Source organism: Paenibacillus sp. 4624 (assembly GCF_050435065.1).
Classification (GTDB): Bacteria; Bacillota; Bacilli; order Paenibacillales; family Paenibacillaceae; genus Paenibacillus; species Paenibacillus amylolyticus_D.
Genome location: NZ_JBNDJR010000008.1, coordinates 64,428 through 85,238, shown reverse-complemented (window position 1 = coordinate 85,238; position 20,811 = coordinate 64,428). Strand labels below are relative to the sequence as shown.

Here is a 20,811-nt window from a genome sequence, read left to right as displayed (position 1 = left end):
CTTTCAGTTTAAGCTCCACGTCCTGATAACCTGAAGATTATAGCGAAAGATATTCCAAGGGCGCTATGACATTGTATACGTTCCGGTGGTAAAGACCGTGCAAAATCCAGAAAGCCTTAACAATTCTTCCAATAAGCCTTAAATTCAAGGCCATAATCTGTTCTTGTGCCACTGTTCGTCTTGCCATGTATACTGAACACGAATATGTTTCCGATCTGTATCCCCCTGCCAAAACTCCACTTCTTGTGCATTCACAGCGTATAACCGCCAATGAGGCGCAACAAAATCAGGATCCTCCTGAAGGCGTTTCTTCTGAACTTCAATGGAACGATTTAACGCATCCTCCTCAACCAACAGCTGACTCTGACGCTCCGTCATGGCTACCGCTCTTGCTCCAGGTTTACGTTTACGGAAGTCATTAGCTCCTGCCTCGCCTCCCTCATCCTGTGCAATCCCCCTAATCCGAATCTGTCTGCCCAATGAAGGCCAGTACAAGGTAAGTGCCACCTTAGGGTTATCGTTCAACTGCTGGCCTTTTCGACTGTTCGAACTGGAAGCAAAATAGAACGTGTCCTCGATGATGTTTTTTAAAATTAACACTCTCGCATCTGGATAACCCTGTTGATCTACTGTAGAAAGGGTCATGGCATGAGGTTCCTTTACGTTGCTTTCCACCGCGATTTTCAGCCATTCCAAAAACAACTTTCCCGGCTGGCTAGGCAATTGTTCTAAATTCCAGGGCGGAAATGGTCCAGATAAAGACTTTAATTGATGCAGTAGCTCTCCCGCTTGTCCGCTCATCATTCCCTACCTCCTTCTCATCCTTGTGCCTTGAAGTTCTGTTACTTTACGATCTTAAATGAGGAATCCTGTTCGTGTCCAATATGCTCCAGCCTTTCTCCATGTTCTGAATCGTGTGAATACTCGTGTTGTCGATGGGATAAAAACTGGACGTATTACTCCATTCCCTGTTGGCGAGCACATAATAAAGGATATTAATCACCCCACCGTGGGTCACCAGCAAAACATTCGATTGGATTCGCTTCTCTTCGAGTTGAATACAAAGATTCTCGAATGCATTTCGTATTCTTGCATAAAATTGTGTCGGACTTTCTCCACCCGGAAAAACAGTGTCCATCTTGAGCGTATTAAAATAGATCCCGGGGTACTTTTCCTCTGCTTCCGCATGGAGCATACCCGCCATATCACCATTATTCATCTCACGCCAATCGGGTGTGTATATACCTCGAATACCCAATGACTCTTCAATCGAGTTGCTGGTCTGCATCGCTCGGGGAAGATCACTACTGATAAGCGTTTGAATGTCATATTGCTCTGCATGTTCATACAGATACGTTCCTAAAGCTCTGGACTGAATAATACCTGCTTCGGTGAGTCCCCTTTGGCTCCAACCGCCGCGGTAGCCTTCTTCATCTGCACCATGTCGAACCAGAAAAATCTTCAATGTGTACCGTCACCTTTCAATGTCTCATCATTTAACGAACAAATGTATTCTGAACACGTTCAGACTTGATAAAATACGGGATCCAGATCGCACAAGCAATGGCGGATCTTGCAATGTCCCGTACTGAACTTCCGTCTTCGAGTTCTCTTGCTATCGGAATCTGATAAAGCAGCAGATAATCCACAATTCCAACTCCGAGGCTGAGACTGTAAAAAATAATCATCAGACGTGGAAGGATTGCTTTTTTCCGATAGAAAGCAACAATGACGTACACTGTAAATACCAGAAACATTAGGTTGAAAACAGTTTCAAAAATAATTACTGGAGCCCAAAGCGGGTGATACAAGCCTGAATCCTTAGCAGTTAAAACCTCCCATGTCTCTGTGTTGAATATGGTTAACATAGATTGGTTGATCTGTACCAGGAGCATAATTAGTGTGAACCACAACCCAATCTGGATAAGGATCAGCCAGCCTCCGAGCCCAGACACACCAAGTGGGCGGTGTTCTCTCATTGATTCTTGAAATGGTTCTTGTAGAGGTTCTTGTAGAGGTTCTTGCCGCACTTCTAACACGTCCTTCTCTCATATTGTTTTAACCGCCGCTATCCGATTCCATATGTATAAATACTCTATAGGTTTCCTTCCTATTTCACGCTTGAAAGCTATCTATCCCCCTATAAAAATTGACACAGCTTCCTTATTGTACTACAGGAGAGAAAAGAGGCATACCTATGATTTTCTCAGCTCCTTTTTCGGAATCGTTATACTTTCACCATGTTCCGTCCAGTCTGTACATGTCATAATTCAACATAACAACAGCAGTCGAAGATGATGCTTATGATTGTTTATATTATTGAAGGAGGATTTAGCCATGCCTGATCCAAAATTAACGTTACTGCCTTTTGCCGATATTTCCAGTTATACCGAGGGTTTCGAAATCGTCTCCGTGCAGTGGGGACACGATGGCCTTGCATATATACTACTTATTAATCAAATCCCTGAACGAAAACAAGGTATGTTTGTGCAAACCAAACTAAAGGAGTCATACACGTACAAAGTGCTGATTGTATCGGATGAATATGTTCAGGAAGTCGTCATCGGTGGACAACAATATCACTATCATTACGTACAGCCCTTACAAGAACATCTGCTGCTCGTTGGTGCGCGCTGCACCTATTACGGAAACAATCAATATGATCTGAATGCTAAAGTGTGTGACATGGAAGGCACAACGATTCGTGAATTTTTGCTCGGAGACGGGATTCAGAGTGTACAGGTGACGGAGCGTGGAACGATCTGGACCAGTTACTTCGATGAAGGTATTTTTGGCAACTATGGCTGGGATCAGCCCGTTGGAGAGAGTGGATTGCTAGCTTGGGACGCATACGGGAATGTACTCTATAAAAATAACAGCGCCGATATTGCCGACTGTTATGCGCTCAATGTGGTGAACGAAGAAGAAGTATGGTTCTACTATTATACTGAATTTACACTTGGCTGTATTTCGGGAGGATTCAAACCTGAATCTACTCGAGTGAACTTCCTGAATCCGAATATATCAGGTTCCTCCGGTTTCTGTACGGATGGATATCACTTCCTATTTGATGCCGGGTACGGGAAGCATGGAACATTTATTTTCAAGAAAATGCAGAAGCCTGGTAGCCTTACCAAGGGAACGAAGTTCAAATTACTGAACGAAAAAAAACGCCCTTTTCAACAGGCACGACAGGATTTTCGCCAGGATCACCTGCTGCTGAGCGAGGGGAACTTGCTCTACCAAGTAAAGATGGAAGAACTGTTATCTGTTATAGAGTAGCTTCACATGAGCTGAGGAATGAGGAAAACGATCAAAAAAAGCTTAAGATCATGCCTTAAAAGACAATCCCTCTTCCTCCAGCGATTTACGCAATATGGGCATAGATGAAGGCCCGATCCCATGCAGCTTTAGAATCTCCTTCTCCGTATACTCGGCAAGTTTCGGTAAAGTCGTTATTCCTTCTGTTTCAAGTGCACGTCTTACCGGAGCAGACAGCAGACTCATAAATCCCTCTGTTGGTTTCCGTTCCGCCTCACACTTGGGGCAAGTCGGACAATCACTTTTTTTAACAAAAGTATGTCCCTTCTCACATGTTCGCCGTGTTCCTTTAGCAGTTGTCATATGGGTTTTCCCCCTTAAAGATTGTATAATACCTTTGATACATAAGTTTACAAGAATGAAATCTGATTCGCAGGAGTGTGTTTAAATGAATTTTAAAGATAAACTGATGTACATACAAGAAAATCAATATCAAGCACCCGCAGATGCCTTCGACTTGATACAAGAAATGTTACATAATATCGGTACGGTAGACGCACAATTGCGTGATGAATTGATCTATACCACCTTATCTCACTGGATTCCTAGCCTTCCTCTGACTACATACGAATTAGAACACATTTTAACCACCGTTTTAGATCATAACCATCTGCTTTATCAATTGGGTGAAGCCCATACCGATTCCGTATTCACACGTTCTTTTTCGATGCTGGTTATCCCTCTTCTTTTCACGAGACACGCAGCATCGCCTTTTCTGTCAAGTGAGCGTATTCATCAGATTAAGGACATGGTCTTTCACAATGTACGAGAAGAAAAGGATTACCGCGGATATGATGAGACCAAAGGGTGGGCACACGCTGTTGCTCATGCTGCTGATGTTTTGGAAGATTTGGCTCAATACAATGAATTAGATGAGGCTGATTTATCAACGATGCTGGATCTGGTGTACGAGAAAATGACGATCAGCGAACGGGTCTACTCTGATGGCGAAGACGAACGAATGGTGAAACCAGTCATGTGTATTCTGGATAGAAACCTCCTTACTCAGACATACATTCAACAATGGATTCAACGTTTTGGTACCGTGGAGAATGAATCCGAATTTTTGCCTGCCTTCAGGCAAAAAAATAACATTAAAAACTTTCTGAAAAGTTTTTATTTCAGAATCAAATTTCATGGAGTGTATGATGTTGACTTATGTCCAACGATTGAGGAAACGTTATATAAAGTAGAACCGGTCTACTATTCATCCTGAAGGATGTGTTAAAGTCAATACGCTGCAAAAATAGCTGCATACTTCTTCTCAAAGATCGCCCAGCGATTTTCGACTCCATATTCAGCGTGCAGTTGTTGTAGATATATCTGAGCAGTCGTCGTATCACCATTTTGCAGCAGGAAATGGAAGGTTTCTTCGCTTAAATGCAGTGCGGTTCTTTTCATATAATACTCCACAATATCCCTGGCGCTGGTTATGTTCCGCATATATTCCATGGCTTCTTCCAGATGGGAGAGCAGCTCTTTTGAAAAGGTGACCAGGTCGGTGTCAGGTGTCAACGAGTAGCGGTCTGGAGCAGATGGGACAATCTCTTCAATCCTGCAGATGAGATGAGCCTGCTCCTCCATCGTTTTACCGCCTGATATCATAGACTGCAGCTCCGCCAGCTCCTTGGAATGAATCATGCAGTTAATATAGAAGCGAACGTGATTGGCTGTATTGCCTTGGGACTTTTGAATGTTGAATCCGTAAATAAGACCACCTTCGACTCTTCGAAAATTCAGACCTTTTTTGGTATAACCGTGACGGGAAAACAAAGGTTTTACTTCATTTTTGATCATCTCTTTAAGCAGCTCCTGCAACGAAACTCCCTCCCCTCTATGCCTGATCGATTTTATAAAAATACGGCCCGCACATCGATTCATGCGTATGCACATACGTCCATGTGAATGCCTTGTCAAAGATATAGATATCCTGTTGCTCATCAAAATCAGCCTTTATCTGCTTTTCGCAGCAAATAAGCCAGTGCGTACATCTCGGCAATATCCTGCCGGTTCTGTTCCCGGAAACGCCGTACCGCTTCAGCGATACCAACCACCTCAACCGACACCACCTGCTCCCCATCTTCGGGATTAAGCGGTTCACCAACCAATTCCACATCACCGTATCCAATGACTCTAACGAAATGTGGATGCGGAATGTAAGGTCGATACGGTTCCAGAGCACGAGAAGTGCAATGAAACTGCCCAAAAACTTGGTAGCTCCGCAGCTCTGCGCCTAGTTCTTCCATCAGTTCACGTTTTAATCCCCGCATATAATGCTCGCCTGCTTCCAACGTTCCTCCAGGCAACTCCCACAGTCCGTTATCCAGTTGAAACACAACACACTGTTCTCCGACAAACGGAATAATGCTCACATTACTTACCAGTGTCTTGTCTATTTGCTCGCCAAGCCGGAACTCAGCCTCTACAATTCCCCAGTGGATCGGCGCGCTTAGTGCCGGAAATTGTTCTGTATTTATGCTGCTCATCACTACCCAATCCTCTCCAATTCCATTTCCTGATGTCCTGATGTTATGTAATGATCCTTATCAAGTGCATACGCTCCATACGCTTCCAATTATAATCGAAACCGCAAAAAGAAGGCCACCTCCCATCGGGAACATATGACCTTCCTTTCACGCATCCAATAGTATTAATTTAGCCATCTATCTCTTCAAATCATATACCCAAACGTCTCTTAGTGCTGGACCAGCTTCCCTTTTTCCAAAAAAAGAACCCGGCTACAGAGCGGCAAAATCCGCTCATCATGCGTAACCATCACCGCACTCTTGCCCTGCTCCTTCACGAGCCGTGCAATTGTGCTTACAATATCCAGCCCGCGCTCCGCATCCAGGCTGGCCGTCGGTTCATCCGCCAGCAGCACAGCCGGATCATTCATTAACGCTCGCGCAATGGCAACGCGCTGGCGTTCCCCGCCGGACAGCTTGTCGGTGTAAGCTTTGCGCCGGTGAGACAGGCCCACCGTCTCCAGCAGTTCCCCTGTACGGCGCTCGGCTTTGCTTTTGTCCATGCCTGCAAGCTTCGCAACCACGAATAACTGCTCCTCCACCTTCAGGTACGGAATCAGATTCGCACTTTGAAAAATAAATCCAAGCTGGCGCAGCCGTACATCCGAGATGTCCGTTTTATTTTTGCCCATAATGGAAGTTCCGTCCAGCAATACTTCCCCGTCCGTGGGTTCAAGCAGTGCACCTGCAATCGACAGGAACGTGCTTTTCCCCGAACCCGATGGGCCCATCACCGCGACCAGCTCCCCTTCTGCCACCTGCAGATCAAGCTCATCCAGAATGGTGCGCGGACTGCCGCCGTCATCAAATGTCTGTGTGACACCTTGTAACTCCAGTCGGTTTCTCATGCTGCCGTCCTCCCAATCGCATCAAGCGCATCAATTTTAGTGACTTTCCACACCGAGAATAACGAACCCGCCATTGACATCAGGATAAATAACGCACAAGTTAAAGCTAGCGTGGATGCTCCTAATTGAAATGGCATGGATGCTGGAAGAACAGATTCAAACAGCCGGACAAGCAACACGCTAATCACCAGACTACCCACGGACAATAGCAATACTTGCAGCGACACACTGCCTGCCAGATAACCGTTTCGTGTGCCAATCGCTTTTAAAATGCCAAATTGACTGGTCTTCTGAATCGTAATGACGTAGAAAAATACCGCCAGTACAAATGCCGAGATGACGTACAGGAAAGCTATCATCATCAATAATGAGCCCTGTTCCTCCTTGTAACCAGGGATGGCAGATACGGCATCTGATTTGGTAATAATCTCGGTCTTGGGCAAAGCAGCACTTAAGCTGCTCACCTGATCATCCGCACCTTTGACAGCAATAGCGTTGTATTCTGGTGTGCTAACCGCTCCAGCACGTGACCCAGCTTGCAACGCAAGCCATTCCTGCTCGTTCAGAAACACCACCGGGGCGTGGCTGAACGATTCATTTTGTACAAAACCACTCACTGTCCACTCTGTTCCTGAGGCTTGATCCACCAGCACCGTGCCGATCGTGACACCGGATTTCGCCAGCTTCTGATCCACTACAACCTGTCCTGCGGACTGAGCAGTGATCGCTTTGCCGTCAGTAACGGTTGGCGCCAGCCAGCTGCCCGGGTTTACCATGAATAAAGTGACATCGATCTTTTGGGTATCCTCCGCTGGACTGACCGTAGTCATTCGAACACCTAGCGGCTCGGCATTGTCCTGTCCGACAACAGCACGTGCCTCGTCCAGCTCCTGCTGGCCTACCTGTGAACGCGTAAAACGATGATTAGAGTCCTGTTCGAGTACAAAATGGGTTGCTGCCATATTTTTAATTGAAGCCGCATTATCATATGACAGCCCCTGTGCAAGTCCGGTTACAAACAGCACCAGAAACGATACCAGCACCATGATGGTGGCAATCAAGGCGTATCGTCCTTTTGCAAACCTCATTTCCCGTATAGCCAAGTACATATGCTCTGACCTCCTCTTGATAACCCAAGTATAGGAGGTGAAAATGAACGGAAAATGAATAACAGATTACATCTGCGGAAGCGTTACGGTAAAGAGCGTACCTTTCGCTGAGCTGGATACCTCTATCGCGCCGTGATGAATGCGGATAATCTTCTGTACAATGGCCAGTCCAAGGCCAGTCCCACCGGAAGAACGTTCTCGTGCATGATCCGCCCGATAGAAACGGTCAAACAGAAACGGCAGATGCTCGGCTGCAATTCCGTCTCCAGTATCCTGAATATACACGACACACGCTTTATCCATTTGCTCTGCTCGAATCTCAATGCTCCGACCTTTCGGCAGATGCTGCACCGCATTACCAAGCAAGTTCATCCAAACCTGCATCAGCAACACTTCATTGCCTGTAATCTTTATGGATTCCGGTACAGACATGCGCAGAGATAACTCTTTCTCCTCCAATTGCCATTGCAACACTTGAACCGCCTGACGGAATTGGCCTCTCAGCGAGAAGGTGGTTTGGGTTTCGGTCATATCTTCATGACCCTGTTCCAAGGATGACAAGAGTAACAATTGTTTACTGAGCAACGAGAGATGCCGGCTCTCTTTTTCAATGATGGATGCATAATGCGCTCGTTCTTGCTCTGGTAATTCCCGATCCGCCACCAATTGGGCAAATCCTTGAATGGAGGTTAACGGTGACTGGATCTCATGGGACACGTTCGACACAAACTGTTGCCTCGCCTGATCCACCCGTTCCAATTCTCGACTCATCGTCATAAAATGCTGGGCCAGTTGCCCGATCTCGTCACGCCTTGCTGTATTTAATTTCAGGTTATAATTGCCCTGGGCAATGCGTTTTGTCGCTTCGGACAGCCGTTCAATCGGATTCACCAGATAACGCGTGCTAAACAAGAAGATCAGGACACTGATACCAACCGTCAATGCCCCAATGAGCGCAAAGAAAATCCGCAGTTCTCCAAATTGCAAAATAACATCGGGACGCATGAACATGGCATGGCGAGTATCCCCCACCTGCAGCGGAACCCCCACCGTATTGCTTAATTGATTATCGAAAAATCCGGTAATAAATGGTTGACTCGGAAACTCGGCCACGCCATGATACACATCTCCGCCCAGCACTAGGCGAACAGCCTGCCTGTCCAACTCTTTTTCGCGGAATTCACGGCCGTAAAATTGATCATCGCCTTGACCATCGGTGACATAAATCTCGTATCCTAAAGCCGCTGCATTGTGAAGATATTGCTGTACCGTACCCGGATCAGGCCGCTCTTCGGCAAACTTTTTCATGTCCATGGCGATACCGACCAGCTTCTCATCGTTAAAGTCTTTAAGCTTCGCATGGTAGTAGATATTTGAGAAAAAGAATCCGAGCACACTGCTGACGATAATCACCGCCACCGTAATGAGAAATATCCGAACGTATAACGATCTCAATGCGCTTTCACCTCGATCTTGTATCCAATGCCTCGCACCGTCTGAATTACAAAATCATCTGTATAGTCCGCAAAGCGGTCACGCAATCTCTTGATATGTACGTCGACCGTTCGGTCATCCCCTTCATAATCCGCCCCCCAGACAAGCCGAATGAGTTCATCCCGCGAGAACAGACGCCCCGGAAACTGCGCAAGTTGTGAGAGGAGTTCAAACTCCTTCATTGGTAAAAAAAGAATCGATTGTCCATCGCTCACTTCCACATTGTTACGGTCAATCACGATCCGGTTCATGCGAATCATATCGCTGGAAGTCCGGTGATATCGTCGAAACAACGCTTTGACCCGGTACACCAGTTCCTCAGGTTCGAATGGTTTGGTCACATACTCATCCGTGCCACGCAAATATCCTTCTTTCTTGTCTGCCAGCTGATCCCTTGCGGTCAGCAATATAATAGGAATGTCGTAATGCTGACGTATGTAATCACACAGTTCAAGTCCGTCCATGCCCGGCATCATAACATCCAGGATCGCGAGATCGATGGGGGTCCCCTGTATCATTTTGACCGCCTCCACACCATCCTGTGCTTCATGTACTCGGTATCCCTCCTTCGTCATGACATGGCGCAACAGCGCACGAATATTAGCATCATCGTCTGCCAGCAGCAGATGTTTCATCTCCTTGTCCGCCCTTCTATAGTGATCCTGCCCCGATGGTAGCACAAAAACAAAGCCATTAGCCAGTGCAGTTGCCAGTATAGCTGTTTGTGTCGATCTATGTTTATATTTTCGCAAATCTGGTTGACACTACTATGAGGTCGAATTATAATAAGTTTACAACATATGAGTAATTGCTCATATGTTCATATTAAGGAGATAAAGCGGATTACTGACTTGTTCAGCAACATAACCACATGCAACACGTAACGCGATATGATCTTGCAACATACATAACAGAGGATCGTTCCAAAGGAGAGGATTACAATGTCAGGACAACAAAATGGGCACAATCATACCCACGACCATGGACACAATCACGCGCACGGCACCAATAACAAAAAAGTACTGCTCTTTTCCTTCATTATCATTACCTTCTACATGATCGTAGAAGCCTTCGGGGGATTCATTACGAACAGTCTGGCACTTATCTCCGACGCGGGTCACATGCTCTCGGACTCCATTGCCCTTGGGATTGCCTTACTGGCATTCACTTTCGGGGAAAAAGCGGTCAATACGGGTAAAACCTACGGGTACAGACGTTTCGAGATTTTAGCGGCCACACTAAACGGTGTCACGTTAATTGCTATTGCGCTTTACATTTTTTACGAGGCCATTGGCCGCTTTATCAACCCGCCTGAAGTGGCAACGATGGGCATGCTGATCATCAGTACAATCGGATTACTCGTGAACATTCTGGTCGCCTGGATTATGATGCGCGGCAGTGATACGGAGGGCAACCTGAACATGCGCGGTGCTTATCTTCACGTAATCAGTGACATGCTTGGTTCAATCGGTGCAATTGCCGCCGCTCTGCTAATGATGTTCTTCGGCTGGGGCTGGGCTGATCCGTTAGCAAGTGTCATCGTGGCCGTACTGGTACTGCGCAGTGGATTTTATGTTACCAAATCTTCTTTGCACATTTTGATGGAAGGCACACCCGCCAACGTCGATGTGAACGATCTGGTGCAGACGATCCAGCAAGTCGATGGCGTCAAAGGTGTTCACGATGTGCACGTCTGGTCAATCACCAGCAACCTGAATGCACTGACCGCACATATCGTGGTAGATGGAACAATGGATGTGTATGCGTCCGAGGTGCTTGTACAGAAGATCGAACATCTGCTGGAACACAAAGAGATCAAACATGTCACCTTGCAGGTTGAGTCGGAAAAACATCTTCACGACACCTCGGTGCTCTGCACCGTAAAAGGTGACGCACCCGATGCTCATGCGCATCACCATCATTAATGTGTTGCAGGTGCGGACACTCCGTTTATAGGGATAAGACAAAACAGGACGATTCCCGTTAAGGGACGCCCTGTTTTTTTGCTGTTGCAACGTTAGCATCAGCGATACGTTGGAGCAGCATTGGCACAGTATCAGCATAGCGTTGGTATTAGTGATCACTTTGGCACTAGCACTGGAACTATCATTAGCATCGGCATTGGCACTAAAGCCTGCTCTGTGCCGTTCGGTTTATGCTGCTGTTTATACTGCAATGAATTCGAGAAACTCCAACCGATTCCCAAAAGGATCATTCAGATAAAAGCGCCGTACTCCCTCATCTGCTCTTGCTTCATCATCTAAGACTTGGATACGATTCAAATGCAAGTGTTCACGCAACTGCTCCAGGTTCTGTACATGAAAGGCGGGATGAGCTTTGGAAGCAGGTACAAAATCATGCTGCACACCGATATGAACCTGATGATCACCGCATTGAAACCACACACCGCCGCGTTTCTGTAGCAATGCAGGCTTTGGAATCTCTGTCCAGCCCAGGATTTGATTGAAGAAATGTCTAGCTTCCTTCTCGCAACCTTCAGGAGCAGCCAGCTGTACATGATCAATGCCATTGAATTGAAAGTTCATGTTATTCATCCCCCCTACTAAGTTTCATTTAATGAAACTAGGTTTCGTTTTATAATTCCATTTTATAGATATAATATCATTAAGTCTAGTCTGTTTTGCCGTAGATCACATTGCTATGTATCCAGTTAACTATAACCGCCTAAATATCAATCTCATCCCAATATAAAATCACATAGCCTAGTTGACACAGCAAGATAAGGAGATAAGAGATGTTAATGATCATACTTCTCTTTAGATTTCTAATCTGTTTCATATATTCTTCTGGATCAATTGCTTCACGTCCCCATGACCGTCAAAGCAACAAGCCCAAATCCCATGTAGCTTAGATAAGGTGTAAACCAAGTTTCACGCATTTCCTTTCCTCCTTGGTTTCCAACGTAATTCACCTGTAGTGCATCAGCTTTTGCGCTTCCATCGTCAGACCGAATGAAACGAGCCGATCTTTCATCGCTCGGTATACATCAGGATCATCGAACCCTTGGGCCTGACTGTCCCGGATTAAACTAAACAGACCCACCTGATCTGCTCTCGATATATAGGACTTTAACTGCTGCTCCTGATCGTATGGAATTTCTTTCTCATGCCACGGATGAGGCTCCGCTCTCTTATGATCACTCACTAAATCTTTCCCCAGCACAACTCCAAGGCCATCTAGTGTATCGATAATCACTTCACCGCGTCTGATCTGCCGTGATTCCTGAATATAAGAGTATCCGTCCGGGATGGGATGAAGATCAAATCGCTGCATAGCCAAGTCCCGAACCTTGTTTTTTTCAAGATCCCAGCGTTTCCTATCGAAGTATTCACTGTGACCTTCACTTGCTCTATCTTCTTGCTCTCTAATGTAGTTCAAGTATTCTTGTTTTGATGCAAACTCATTCAGAAGCAGTCCCTCATGACCTGAGAAAACCAGCGCAAAAAATTCCCGTATATTGCTGGCCACAATCTTCACATAATTACCAGAATCCATGGGGTCTACACGAATTACAGGCGCTAAACTTAGATCAGAAGCATATCCAAAGTCCGTCAAAAATGAATAATGAATGCCATCCATGCCTGTATTGGCAAATACGATCGCATCAGCGGGAGAACACAAATAACCCCCGTGATCATTAGGATCGAATTGGAGAAAATAACCCGTGGGTGTCTCCAGATAAGATACTTCATGCTTGATCTCCTGCTCCCAATCCATGATATCTTGCAACAATTCAGGAATCTTATAAGTGCTCGTCATTACACTTCCTCCTCCGTAATACATCATTGACTGTTTGGATTGTTGAATGGAACGATGTTCCTAGTTTCCTTACTCAACTAAAACGCTAACGATCAGCAGAAGCCTTATTTGGCCTGTCTCGCTGCTTTTTATTTTCTAACGATCCACAGAGACGCTATTTAGCTGATTTTGCTCTAATCCAGTGTATTTTTCAGGTTTTTGGATGAAATAAGCTTCCTGGGGATCGTTAGAATTCGGACACCCTTATTTCAGGGCAAATAAGCTTCGTGGGGATCGTTAGAATTGGAGTACTGCTTAAGTCCGGCGACAAACGGTATACGTGCATATAGATTCTTTTGTTGAATACTGAAAAATGACAAGAGCCCCGACTTTAAGCCAGAGCTCTCTTATTATATTCATCGAAACATTTCCACGACCCCATTTATTCCGCCAGCACTCTAGCCGCAACAATCCGATCAGTAACCAGTGCTTTCAGGAAAAACAACTCATCCACCATAGAAGCACGTCCCTGTTCTTGTACAACTGAAATCTTGATACAGATGTTTCATGATATCATAATTTCATCTTAACTTCGTTACTAGTGTTTCTCACACAGTCGTTTCCACAAATCCCACGCTTCGAGATACTCAGGCAAGTCCTGCGGATGATGTTTGTTGCTTAGCCCAATCCGGCAGTATAGATGAACCATTGCTTCTTCCATCAATCTGGACTTATCCATATCCACCTGTTCAAGATGCTCGAATATCTCCCATAACAATGCCGGGTCGAGGTCATCGGGTGAGGAACAAAAAGCATAGAGAAAGTCATAGAGAACCGGACCCACCATCGGAGACGGATCGATCACCCCGATCAGTTCTTTTTCCTTGAACACAACATTATGAACACCCGCATCCCCATGCAAAAGAAACCTCGCAGCCTCATCCTTCTGAAACAGACGATTCACGGTAGATTGAACCAAATGGTAATCTTCCAATCCAAGCACGTCACCCAGATTTTCTCTCGCCTCATCGATACTAATCTGATTGAATTCCTTCCATGTCTCACGTGCATACTCCGTTCTTCCCCAGAACTCAGCATCTGCTATATGCACATATGTATTAAACAACTCTTTTACCATGAAGGTTAACCAAACTCTCTTAGATCCCCGATTGTAGTGAGTCTCGCCTTCCAAATAGCTGTATGCAAAATAGGTATTGTCCGAATCGATAAAAAGAACCTTTGGCAGCAGTCTCACATCACTGTAAGCCTCCAAAAACTCACATGTAATCTGAATCTGCTCCGGATCATCCCATTTTAAAATATATTGCTGGCCCGAACTCGCACGAAGCCTGAACACCCGTCCTGCTGTCGTTCCCGACAACTGCTTTACTTCCATGATCTGTTCGTTAATGCTATATTTTTGAAAGAGCTCGTTGATCTCCTCAATGCTTGGTTTGATGTTCATCATATCTTTCTCCTGTATTTCATCTGATTTTTGCAAGCAACTTCTCTTTCTTTTGGTCGAATTCATACTCCGAAATAATATTTTTTTCCTTTAACTCCCCTAAATGTAATGTAGTTCTCTTTTAATTTTCGAACGGACTACCTGCGCTCGTCACTTCCTGTATAATCACGATTGGATCAGAGATCAAACCAAGCTCCTCATCCTTCGGATATGTCACAGCAATGGTAGGCTCAGGCCCCGCAAATGCCATCATGGACTCCATATCCTCCCACATGGTACACAGGAAAAAATGTGCGTATGCTCCCTGATCGACAACTTTAAGATATGCTCCTCGGTTCCCCTTAACGGCAAGTGTATCTTTCACACCTGTTTCGTACTCATATTCCAGAAAAGCTTCCTTATTCTCCAGTGGTACCGCTCCATGCCATGTTCTTGCAATCATCCCATCACTCCTTATACACTGAACTTCTACTCATCCGTATTGCCAATAATCCAATGTACTGCCTCCAAAATATCTGCGGCAATATAATCCGGTTCTGTCTCTGCCCACTTATCTCTGAATTTCGTTAACGAGGATTCGCCCCACCCTGTTCTTACGATAATTTTGGTCGCTCCTACAGCATGAGCAGCCAGCATATCCGTCTCGCCTACATCGCCAACAACGATGCACCTCGTTAGATCCAAACCATGCTGCGCTGCGGCCTCATGCAACATCCCTGGTTTGGGTTTTCGACAGCCGCATTCTTCCTCATGAGAGCAAATATAGGCCTGATCGAAACCATACTCCTGAAATTGCGCCTCAAATTCCTGAACCGTAGCTTGTCCGCGCGCAATTCTGTGTTGATTCGTGAATGCGAATACCTTCATTCCGTTTTGCTTTAAGAGCATAATCGCTTCCTGTGCAGTTGGATATAACTCAAAATCTCTCGGATGAATAAAATGCCCCGTACCTCCGATCGTGCCATCTCTATCGATAAAAACAGCCTGAACGTTTTGATTTGAAGTCATGAGTTTTGTCCACTCCCGATCAGAATTATTTTGGTTAAGCCCGATGTTCTTTTACATACAGGATTTTGCCGCTTCTACACTTTTTCATCAATGATATGTTTGCTGTCCTGCTGTTTCGTGTGTTGTAGCCTTCTGACTTCTGTTCTCAGGTCGTGTACTTCCTTCATCAGCAGATCAAGTTTTCTTGATGTTTTGGACGAATCCACAGCATAACGTACAACCGCTGCAACGATAAGCACGATAATGATACATATAAAAACGGCGATTAACGCTGTAAACAACTCCATAGCAATGTACATCTCCTTGCTGTCTATAAACTTATGTGCCTGACAAAAGCATGATCTACTCGCTCCAAGTTATTGCTATACCTTCGTGTGAACAGGGATGCTCTCTTGTTTACATGCTAGAGTTACAAATAATACAGCCGAGGCAAGAAAGGTAAACGCCATGCTGATTACATTTTGGATGGCCTACAGGAACAGTTGGTTCGTATTCATCCTCATCATCTGAAGAAATCCAATCCAGATATGACTGTTCATCGATATCCTCTGCTTTGAACGCCTGAATCATCGTTAGGAAATGTTGAAGTGTGTTATGGCACCACTCCTCACCGGGTTCATAATCCAAGATATGCCACCCGCTTTTGTTCACCGCCCCATGAATCACATTCACCATAAACTGTTTCATCAGGGCTGCATCCTTCTCTAGCCATGGCATCTCGTTTAGTTCAAATCCTACCGTTCCCCGTCCTACTATATTCTGATCCCTCTGTGCTAGCCAAATCACAAACTCTTTTTCCCGGTTTGTCTCGGCAAGATGAGAACCACTAAGAACCAGTATTTCAATAAAAACCGAGGCAGCAGTATTGGTCATTCGCAGAGGTTCGATGGGATGTTCTGCTGATGACGGCAAAGATATCTCATTCATAACCTCTTCCCCCTCACTCGATCTCGGCGATGATATCAGAACAACGTACAATCAATTCAGGCATAGGTTCTCCATCCAAAAGAACATGTAACTCGTACCCCTGATCGATCCGATACAGCTCTTGGTACAACCAGTGACTACCCACAATCTCACCTTCTTGCTTAAGAATTTCAGGCGCAATCAACGTGAGTTTATTCATTTCAGTGAAGCCGCCACGGTTATCCAAACGAATAACAAGATCGTCCGCGGCCAACAGCTCCGTCACCTCACAATCATGAAACTGCACCCGCCTTTTAATTTCATCCGCAATATTCTGGTTCAACATCGCTTCCCTATAAGCTTGTCCAATAAGTTCCATCTCTTGGGTACTCTCTGCACTCTTTTTCTTAAGCTGCCGCAAGACTTGTCTCGTGCAATACCCCAGTGCAAACACACGGATGTCTGCAATCTGGTTCACGATGTCAGGTGGTAATTTCTCCGCATGATATTGGGAGTTCCACTCCATCGCTTCTTTATACTTTTCTTTACATCGCTTCACATCAAAAGCAGGACGGACATCATATTCGGCAATCAGCTTCTCGATATGCGCTCGCTCTTCCGGCGGCATGTGGTACACGATCTGATCGTCCTCTGTGACTTCTTCCCCGCTAAAAGCCTTGTCTGCACGGGTCAGCACCTGACCATCGTGCTCCAGCATGAATCGAGGATCGGTATCATAAATCTCACGCTCCTGCTTAACATGTTCGTTTTCCTTCCGTTTGTACAGCCTCTGGAAAAGGCCCTCGTCTAACGATGCCGCTTCTTTATGTACTCGCAGACCAAAATGAAGCCCTGTCTGCTGGCATGTCTCGTACCACTCTTTTGTTAAATATTTCATAGCTACTCCTCCAGATTCTCCAATCTCGACGTGCTCTTATATTACAGACGTACTCGTTTACGCCAAGGTTTGAAAAAACTTGTGTTTTATCTCTTTGTTGTTGCGCGCAGCCCATTCACGGACAGCTTCTACGCCTGCGGTTTCTTGATCCCTCTTGAAATAAAAGCATAAATCCATCGGCACAATTCGTTTGCCATAGCGTTTAAACCCGATTCGTCTGTAATTCATATAGATACACTCAATCTGAGAGGCGTCGTATTTCTGTAGTTTGGTAGAGATCACATGATCGCTTTCCAGCGTAATACTCGGTTTGGTGAAGAATATACGCCGGATTAAAAAAATGATAAAACCGAGGATAAACACGAAAATAAAGATGGCGATGTATTTCATAACTCCATTTTCACCGTAAAAAGCATTTCTAAAAAACAACATCTCAATGATCAACATACATACGAGGTTCAATACAGCTCTTGGATAAATCGTCTTGAATGTGATCGTTATCCCTCCTAATCTATCTATCTTCAGTAACTCGCATCCACCTAGAAGGAACTTTTCTGGCAAAATGCTTTTCTACAAAATCCAGAATATCATCTATTCCGGGCAATGCTGCGTTTTGTTTGGCTTCGTCAAACGTCATCCATCGGTAATCGCTATGCTCATGATTCAACTGGACAGACTGATCCTCGTGCACATAACCTACAAATACGGGGGCCATATAGATATAATCCTCTGCCTGTGAATAGAACTGTTCAAACTGATTAGACGTATATAAACACACATCTATGATGCCTGTTTCTTCACGAACCTCTCGAAGAGCGGCTTCCCATGCCTTTTCCCCTTGTTCAATCCCGCCTCCGATATAACACCATTCCTCATGTAACATACGACCAGCCCGCTTCAACATCAGGACATGGTATTCATCTAAATATTTTTTCAGAAGTACCACAGCAGCCCCTTCACAGCGGATCGGCACGGTCTGTTTGAGTGGATTGGTTAGATCAGTTGAGTTTGCCGGAGTATCCTTAGTGGAATGATTAACTAGTGTATCCTTGATGGCTTGCGAGTTTTGGTCAGAATGGCTTAATTGATCGGCTTGATTCGTTCGGGTTATACCTCCAGCGTGTCGCGTATGTCCCACCTGCTGCTCCCTCCTGTCCTTCAGGTCTCTATGGATTTAAATTTTTCCAGCACCTTTGACTTATCGCCGTAAACCTTATCCAGATGATCTTCCCCCCAATAACACAGAAGATCCAAAGCAGGCTTAAGTCCATATCCATACGCCGTCAACTCATACTCCACACGGGGAGGAACTTCAGAGTACACATGGCGCTGCACGATCTCATCCTTTTCCAGCCCTCTCAGCTGTGTTGTCAGCATTTTCTGCGTAATGTCGGGGATCAGACGCCGCAGTTCAGAACTGCGTTTGCGACCCGTAAACAAGTGATAAATAATGAGCGGCTTCCACTTGCCACCCATCACTTCCAGCGCGGCTTCCACGCCAACTCTATATTTTTTGAGTACTTCACCATTCGTCTTGCCTTGTTCCATCTCGATCTCCCCTCCGTTATCTCTCTGAGCCTCATATCACGGTCTTTATATCATGATTCTTATACCACGACATTTCCATTAAGGTGCATTTAAGTTTTTCCTTCAAATTTCATGTTCCTAGGGTACTTTCATCTCCCTATAGAACATCAAAGTGCGTACTTCCAGAAGTTTTCAACTCTGTTTATAATAGCATCAGCAGAGGAGCTATGGCTACCAAACCAAGCTCCAGAAAGGTTGTGATTGATAATGAACGTCTTAGTGGTGGTATCTCATTCGCGCAAAGATTCTCTGACCTTTCAGGTCACCGATCGTTTCGTTCAAGGTCTGACAAAAGCAGGCCATCAAGCTGAAATCGTGGATTTGCACGAGATTGGTTTTGATCCGATCCTGCGAGCAGGAGATGAACCAGATTATACACAAGATAATCAGCGATTCTCCCCTCAGATTGAAACGGAAATTACACGGCTCAAGAAACACGATGCAATTGCTTTTGTTTTCCCTCTGTGGTGGTGGCATCTGCCAGCGATGCTGAAAGGCTACATCGACCGTGTCATGAACAACAGTTTTGCCTATGGTTCGAACAAACTGCATCATCAGCAAATTTTGTGGATCGCCCTGGCTGGTGTATCCGAAGAACAGATGAACAAAAGGAGCTACGGTGATTCGATCCAAAACCTGCTTAATGTCGGTATTGCCGATTACTGTGGCGTGACTAATTCAAAGGTTGAGTTTCTGTACAATACAGTAGAAGCACCGCCGGAGCACTATGAGGAACTGCTGAATCAGGCGTATGAGTTGGGCGTTAACTATGCCAGCACGTCTGCCGAGCAAGTAACAACATAAATGCTTAGGTGCTTCCGTGCTATTCACGATTGAAAAAATAAACACCTCACCTGCCGCTCCGCCTTTGGAAAAATAAATCACCCGTTTCCGCATTCCATGAGCGGTTATGGTAAGTAAAACTCCGTCATTACACATCAAAAAGGCCGCTCAACCGAGCGACCTTTCCTGTGTTTTATGCTATTTTACAACCTGTGTTTTGTCCTGCTTTACGATACTGCTTTGGTTTCGCTATATCGCACCCGACTCTCCAGCGTTATTTGGTAGCCACAAGCAAGAATTTCTCCAGCATGCTAATATCCGTAATGCTCTCGTTGCAAGCTTTGTCATCCATACACACATACTGAGCAACGGATGCAAAATTGTCCGCCGATTGTGCCTTGGTCTTCACGTTGTAAAATCCAAGCTCCTGATGGCGATGACAAAACATGCAGTATCCCTTCTTGTTCGTGGGTGTAATGCGTCCCTCAATCCCGAGGAACTTCCCCTCGTGCGGGTACACAACGAACAATCGGCTTGTCGCAATATCGATCCATCTCAGGTACGTGGTGTGTGCGTAATCAATGGATTCCAGATCAGGCAGCTTGAGCTTCTTTGCCTTTGGAAACAGCTTCTGAATCTGCTTGGCTGTGACCTCTGGGTATGGAATCAGATATGCCTCAAGCTGATTCAAATATTGCTGCACGTCATGTGGCGTATTATACGTGGATAGCTGCTCCAGGAGCTGCTTTTGTTCCAGCGTCAGATTCTCGAAGATGCCAACGGCATTCGTACTGACGGTGTAGCGGACCGTATCCAATACTTTGGGGTCCACGACCGAGCGCAGCGTTTTTAATAGAAATTCGGCTTGTTTATAAATGTAGTTATATTGATGATTATGAATAAATGGTGTTTGCATGGCCTTCAGCCCCTTATTTAGTGTAGTTAAGCAAATAAGGTGCAAAGCCTGCGGGTTGAACCATCATGTTGATATACGCTCAGGGGGCGATCAATCTCACTCTTGTCGCGCCCTACACAAAGTCCGCCCCTATTCAGGCTTTGCGTAAGGCTTTCTAGCGAACGAGCAATCCGGCACAGTCCATATTGCCAC

27 protein-coding genes and 1 pseudogene are annotated in these 20,811 nt (G+C 45.4%); 4 read left to right on the top strand and 24 right to left on the bottom strand.

The genetic code is table 11. The features are described 5' to 3' along the window. Window positions 1–144 precede the first annotated feature (144 nt). From ABIE27_RS18650 to ABIE27_RS18640, 3 genes are read right to left on the bottom strand one after another with little or no spacing between them, the layout of a single operon-like run. Window positions 145–801 carry a pyridoxine/pyridoxamine 5'-phosphate oxidase gene (locus ABIE27_RS18650; RefSeq protein WP_429351217.1) on the bottom strand — a complete coding sequence of 219 codons (657 nt, stop codon included), beginning with the start codon at window positions 799–801 and terminating at the stop codon, window positions 145–147. A 46-nt stretch (window positions 802–847) separates the two neighbouring features. Further along, window positions 848–1,465, bottom strand: a complete 618-nt coding sequence (locus ABIE27_RS18645; protein WP_123065181.1) for a histidine phosphatase family protein — start codon at window positions 1,463–1,465, stop codon at window positions 848–850. Between the two features lie 31 nt (window positions 1,466–1,496). Next, a complete protein-coding gene (locus ABIE27_RS18640; protein ID WP_429351216.1) occupies window positions 1,497–1,979 on the bottom strand; it encodes a DUF2569 domain-containing protein in 483 nt (160 codons plus the stop codon). 358 nt (window positions 1,980–2,337) lie between these two features. Between ABIE27_RS18640 and ABIE27_RS18635 the strand changes: the two genes are divergently transcribed. After that, complete coding sequence (locus ABIE27_RS18635; protein ID WP_429351215.1) at window positions 2,338–3,282, top strand: hypothetical protein; 945 nt, start codon at window positions 2,338–2,340, stop codon at window positions 3,280–3,282. A gap of 48 nt (window positions 3,283–3,330) precedes the next feature. On the opposite strand, the gene ABIE27_RS18630 is transcribed toward ABIE27_RS18635, so the two are convergent. Further along, entirely contained in the window at window positions 3,331–3,624 is a 294-nt protein-coding gene (locus ABIE27_RS18630; protein WP_123065184.1) for an RNA polymerase alpha subunit C-terminal domain-containing protein, read from the bottom strand. A gap of 85 nt (window positions 3,625–3,709) precedes the next feature. Here ABIE27_RS18630 and ABIE27_RS18625 point away from each other — a divergent pair, with 85 nt between their 5' ends. Next, a complete protein-coding gene (locus ABIE27_RS18625; RefSeq protein ID WP_429351214.1) occupies window positions 3,710–4,537 on the top strand; it encodes a DUF2785 domain-containing protein in 828 nt (275 codons plus the stop codon). Window positions 4,538–4,551: 14 nt separating this feature from the next. On the opposite strand, the gene ABIE27_RS18620 is transcribed toward ABIE27_RS18625, so the two are convergent. The 7 genes from ABIE27_RS18620 to ABIE27_RS18590 form a co-directional block, all read right to left on the bottom strand. Beyond that, window positions 4,552–5,139, bottom strand: coding sequence for a DUF4304 domain-containing protein (locus ABIE27_RS18620; RefSeq protein WP_429351213.1), 588 nt, complete (start codon window positions 5,137–5,139; stop codon window positions 4,552–4,554). Window positions 5,140–5,155: 16 nt separating this feature from the next. Beyond that, window positions 5,156–5,320: a DUF4275 family protein gene (locus ABIE27_RS18615; protein ID WP_429351212.1), complete on the bottom strand. Its 165-nt coding sequence runs from the start codon at window positions 5,318–5,320 to the stop codon at window positions 5,156–5,158. Continuing rightward, entirely contained in the window at window positions 5,268–5,807 is a 540-nt protein-coding gene (locus ABIE27_RS18610) for an NUDIX hydrolase (RefSeq protein WP_123065187.1), read from the bottom strand. The genes ABIE27_RS18615 and ABIE27_RS18610 overlap by 53 nt, the downstream gene beginning before the upstream one ends. Window positions 5,808–6,016: 209 nt before the next feature. Continuing rightward, entirely contained in the window at window positions 6,017–6,694 is a 678-nt protein-coding gene (locus ABIE27_RS18605) for an ABC transporter ATP-binding protein (RefSeq protein ID WP_429351211.1), read from the bottom strand. Then, window positions 6,691–7,803 carry an ABC transporter permease gene (locus ABIE27_RS18600; RefSeq protein WP_429351210.1) on the bottom strand — a complete coding sequence of 371 codons (1,113 nt, stop codon included), beginning with the start codon at window positions 7,801–7,803 and terminating at the stop codon, window positions 6,691–6,693. Before ABIE27_RS18600 ends, ABIE27_RS18605 begins: the two co-directional genes overlap by 4 nt. Window positions 7,804–7,869: 66 nt before the next feature. Continuing rightward, window positions 7,870–9,258: a sensor histidine kinase gene (locus ABIE27_RS18595; protein ID WP_429351209.1), complete on the bottom strand. Its 1,389-nt coding sequence runs from the start codon at window positions 9,256–9,258 to the stop codon at window positions 7,870–7,872. Continuing rightward, the gene (locus ABIE27_RS18590) at window positions 9,255–9,932 is read right to left on the bottom strand and encodes a response regulator transcription factor (protein WP_429351208.1); all 678 of its coding nucleotides are present in this window, start codon (window positions 9,930–9,932) and stop codon (window positions 9,255–9,257) included. The genes ABIE27_RS18595 and ABIE27_RS18590 overlap by 4 nt, the downstream gene beginning before the upstream one ends. Window positions 9,933–10,238: 306 nt before the next feature. Here ABIE27_RS18590 and ABIE27_RS18585 point away from each other — a divergent pair, with 306 nt between their 5' ends. Beyond that, entirely contained in the window at window positions 10,239–11,222 is a 984-nt protein-coding gene (locus tag ABIE27_RS18585) for a cation diffusion facilitator family transporter (RefSeq protein ID WP_429351207.1), read from the top strand. 240 nt (window positions 11,223–11,462) lie between these two features. On the opposite strand, the gene ABIE27_RS18580 is transcribed toward ABIE27_RS18585, so the two are convergent. The 12 genes and pseudogenes from ABIE27_RS18580 to ABIE27_RS18525 form a co-directional block, all read right to left on the bottom strand. Then, the gene (locus tag ABIE27_RS18580) at window positions 11,463–11,843 is read right to left on the bottom strand and encodes a VOC family protein (protein ID WP_123065193.1); all 381 of its coding nucleotides are present in this window, start codon (window positions 11,841–11,843) and stop codon (window positions 11,463–11,465) included. A gap of 382 nt (window positions 11,844–12,225) precedes the next feature. Further along, window positions 12,226–13,077, bottom strand: coding sequence for a hypothetical protein (locus ABIE27_RS18575; RefSeq protein WP_429351206.1), 852 nt, complete (start codon window positions 13,075–13,077; stop codon window positions 12,226–12,228). 577 nt (window positions 13,078–13,654) lie between these two features. Continuing rightward, window positions 13,655–14,521 (bottom strand): phosphotransferase, encoded by an 867-nt coding sequence (locus ABIE27_RS18570; RefSeq protein ID WP_123065195.1) that lies wholly within the window; start codon window positions 14,519–14,521, stop codon window positions 13,655–13,657. Between the two features lie 19 nt (window positions 14,522–14,540). Beyond that, window positions 14,541–14,618: pseudogene (locus tag ABIE27_RS18565) on the bottom strand (hypothetical protein); the annotation flags it as partial. A 24-nt stretch (window positions 14,619–14,642) separates the two neighbouring features. Next, window positions 14,643–14,963 (bottom strand): hypothetical protein, encoded by a 321-nt coding sequence (locus tag ABIE27_RS18560; RefSeq protein ID WP_429351205.1) that lies wholly within the window; start codon window positions 14,961–14,963, stop codon window positions 14,643–14,645. Between the two features lie 26 nt (window positions 14,964–14,989). After that, entirely contained in the window at window positions 14,990–15,529 is a 540-nt protein-coding gene (locus ABIE27_RS18555; protein ID WP_123065197.1) for an HAD-IIIA family hydrolase, read from the bottom strand. A gap of 74 nt (window positions 15,530–15,603) precedes the next feature. Further along, window positions 15,604–15,816 (bottom strand): hypothetical protein, encoded by a 213-nt coding sequence (locus ABIE27_RS18550; RefSeq protein ID WP_123065198.1) that lies wholly within the window; start codon window positions 15,814–15,816, stop codon window positions 15,604–15,606. A gap of 109 nt (window positions 15,817–15,925) precedes the next feature. Then, window positions 15,926–16,456 (bottom strand): hypothetical protein, encoded by a 531-nt coding sequence (locus ABIE27_RS18545; protein ID WP_429351204.1) that lies wholly within the window; start codon window positions 16,454–16,456, stop codon window positions 15,926–15,928. Between the two features lie 13 nt (window positions 16,457–16,469). Next, entirely contained in the window at window positions 16,470–17,333 is an 864-nt protein-coding gene (locus tag ABIE27_RS18540; RefSeq protein WP_429351203.1) for a DUF4085 family protein, read from the bottom strand. 57 nt (window positions 17,334–17,390) lie between these two features. Beyond that, a complete protein-coding gene (locus ABIE27_RS18535; protein WP_161556962.1) occupies window positions 17,391–17,723 on the bottom strand; it encodes a hypothetical protein in 333 nt (110 codons plus the stop codon). Window positions 17,724–17,844: 121 nt separating this feature from the next. Then, entirely contained in the window at window positions 17,845–18,471 is a 627-nt protein-coding gene (locus tag ABIE27_RS18530; RefSeq protein ID WP_429351202.1) for an NUDIX hydrolase, read from the bottom strand. 20 nt (window positions 18,472–18,491) lie between these two features. Continuing rightward, window positions 18,492–18,881, bottom strand: a complete 390-nt coding sequence (locus ABIE27_RS18525; RefSeq protein ID WP_123065202.1) for a winged helix-turn-helix transcriptional regulator — start codon at window positions 18,879–18,881, stop codon at window positions 18,492–18,494. 246 nt (window positions 18,882–19,127) lie between these two features. Here ABIE27_RS18525 and ABIE27_RS18520 point away from each other — a divergent pair, with 246 nt between their 5' ends. Beyond that, window positions 19,128–19,724, top strand: a complete 597-nt coding sequence (locus ABIE27_RS18520) for an NAD(P)H oxidoreductase (protein WP_429351201.1) — start codon at window positions 19,128–19,130, stop codon at window positions 19,722–19,724. Between the two features lie 253 nt (window positions 19,725–19,977). Here the strand turns inward: ABIE27_RS18520 and ABIE27_RS18515 are convergent, their stop codons facing one another. Next, window positions 19,978–20,619, bottom strand: a complete 642-nt coding sequence (locus ABIE27_RS18515; protein ID WP_123065204.1) for a FusB/FusC family EF-G-binding protein — start codon at window positions 20,617–20,619, stop codon at window positions 19,978–19,980. Window positions 20,620–20,811: the final 192 nt, after the last annotated feature.

Bases quoted from the DNA above. Each gene is read 5' to 3' on its own strand.
- ABIE27_RS18650 (WP_429351217.1), bottom strand. From the start codon at position 801: ATGAGCGGACAAGCGGGAGAGCTACTGCATCAATTAAAGTCTTTATCT.
- ABIE27_RS18640 (WP_429351216.1), bottom strand. From the start codon at position 1,979: ATGAGAGAACACCGCCCACTTGGTGTGTCTGGGCTCGGAGGCTGGCTG.
- ABIE27_RS18635 (WP_429351215.1), top strand. From the start codon at position 2,338: ATGCCTGATCCAAAATTAACGTTACTGCCTTTTGCCGATATTTCCAGT.
- ABIE27_RS18630 (WP_123065184.1), bottom strand. From the start codon at position 3,624: ATGACAACTGCTAAAGGAACACGGCGAACATGTGAGAAGGGACATACT.
- ABIE27_RS18625 (WP_429351214.1), top strand. From the start codon at position 3,710: ATGAATTTTAAAGATAAACTGATGTACATACAAGAAAATCAATATCAA.
- ABIE27_RS18610 (WP_123065187.1), bottom strand. From the start codon at position 5,807: ATGAGCAGCATAAATACAGAACAATTTCCGGCACTAAGCGCGCCGATC.
- ABIE27_RS18605 (WP_429351211.1), bottom strand. From the start codon at position 6,694: ATGAGAAACCGACTGGAGTTACAAGGTGTCACACAGACATTTGATGAC.
- ABIE27_RS18600 (WP_429351210.1), bottom strand. From the start codon at position 7,803: ATGTACTTGGCTATACGGGAAATGAGGTTTGCAAAAGGACGATACGCC.
- ABIE27_RS18590 (WP_429351208.1), bottom strand. From the start codon at position 9,932: ATGAAACATCTGCTGCTGGCAGACGATGATGCTAATATTCGTGCGCTG.
- ABIE27_RS18585 (WP_429351207.1), top strand. From the start codon at position 10,239: ATGTCAGGACAACAAAATGGGCACAATCATACCCACGACCATGGACAC.
- ABIE27_RS18580 (WP_123065193.1), bottom strand. From the start codon at position 11,843: ATGAACTTTCAATTCAATGGCATTGATCATGTACAGCTGGCTGCTCCT.
- ABIE27_RS18575 (WP_429351206.1), bottom strand. From the start codon at position 13,077: ATGACGAGCACTTATAAGATTCCTGAATTGTTGCAAGATATCATGGAT.
- ABIE27_RS18570 (WP_123065195.1), bottom strand. From the start codon at position 14,521: ATGAACATCAAACCAAGCATTGAGGAGATCAACGAGCTCTTTCAAAAA.
- ABIE27_RS18560 (WP_429351205.1), bottom strand. From the start codon at position 14,963: ATGATTGCAAGAACATGGCATGGAGCGGTACCACTGGAGAATAAGGAA.
- ABIE27_RS18555 (WP_123065197.1), bottom strand. From the start codon at position 15,529: ATGACTTCAAATCAAAACGTTCAGGCTGTTTTTATCGATAGAGATGGC.
- ABIE27_RS18550 (WP_123065198.1), bottom strand. From the start codon at position 15,816: ATGGAGTTGTTTACAGCGTTAATCGCCGTTTTTATATGTATCATTATC.
- ABIE27_RS18545 (WP_429351204.1), bottom strand. From the start codon at position 16,456: ATGAATGAGATATCTTTGCCGTCATCAGCAGAACATCCCATCGAACCT.
- ABIE27_RS18540 (WP_429351203.1), bottom strand. From the start codon at position 17,333: ATGAAATATTTAACAAAAGAGTGGTACGAGACATGCCAGCAGACAGGG.
- ABIE27_RS18535 (WP_161556962.1), bottom strand. From the start codon at position 17,723: ATGAAATACATCGCCATCTTTATTTTCGTGTTTATCCTCGGTTTTATC.
- ABIE27_RS18525 (WP_123065202.1), bottom strand. From the start codon at position 18,881: ATGGAACAAGGCAAGACGAATGGTGAAGTACTCAAAAAATATAGAGTT.
- ABIE27_RS18520 (WP_429351201.1), top strand. From the start codon at position 19,128: ATGAACGTCTTAGTGGTGGTATCTCATTCGCGCAAAGATTCTCTGACC.
- ABIE27_RS18515 (WP_123065204.1), bottom strand. From the start codon at position 20,619: ATGCAAACACCATTTATTCATAATCATCAATATAACTACATTTATAAA.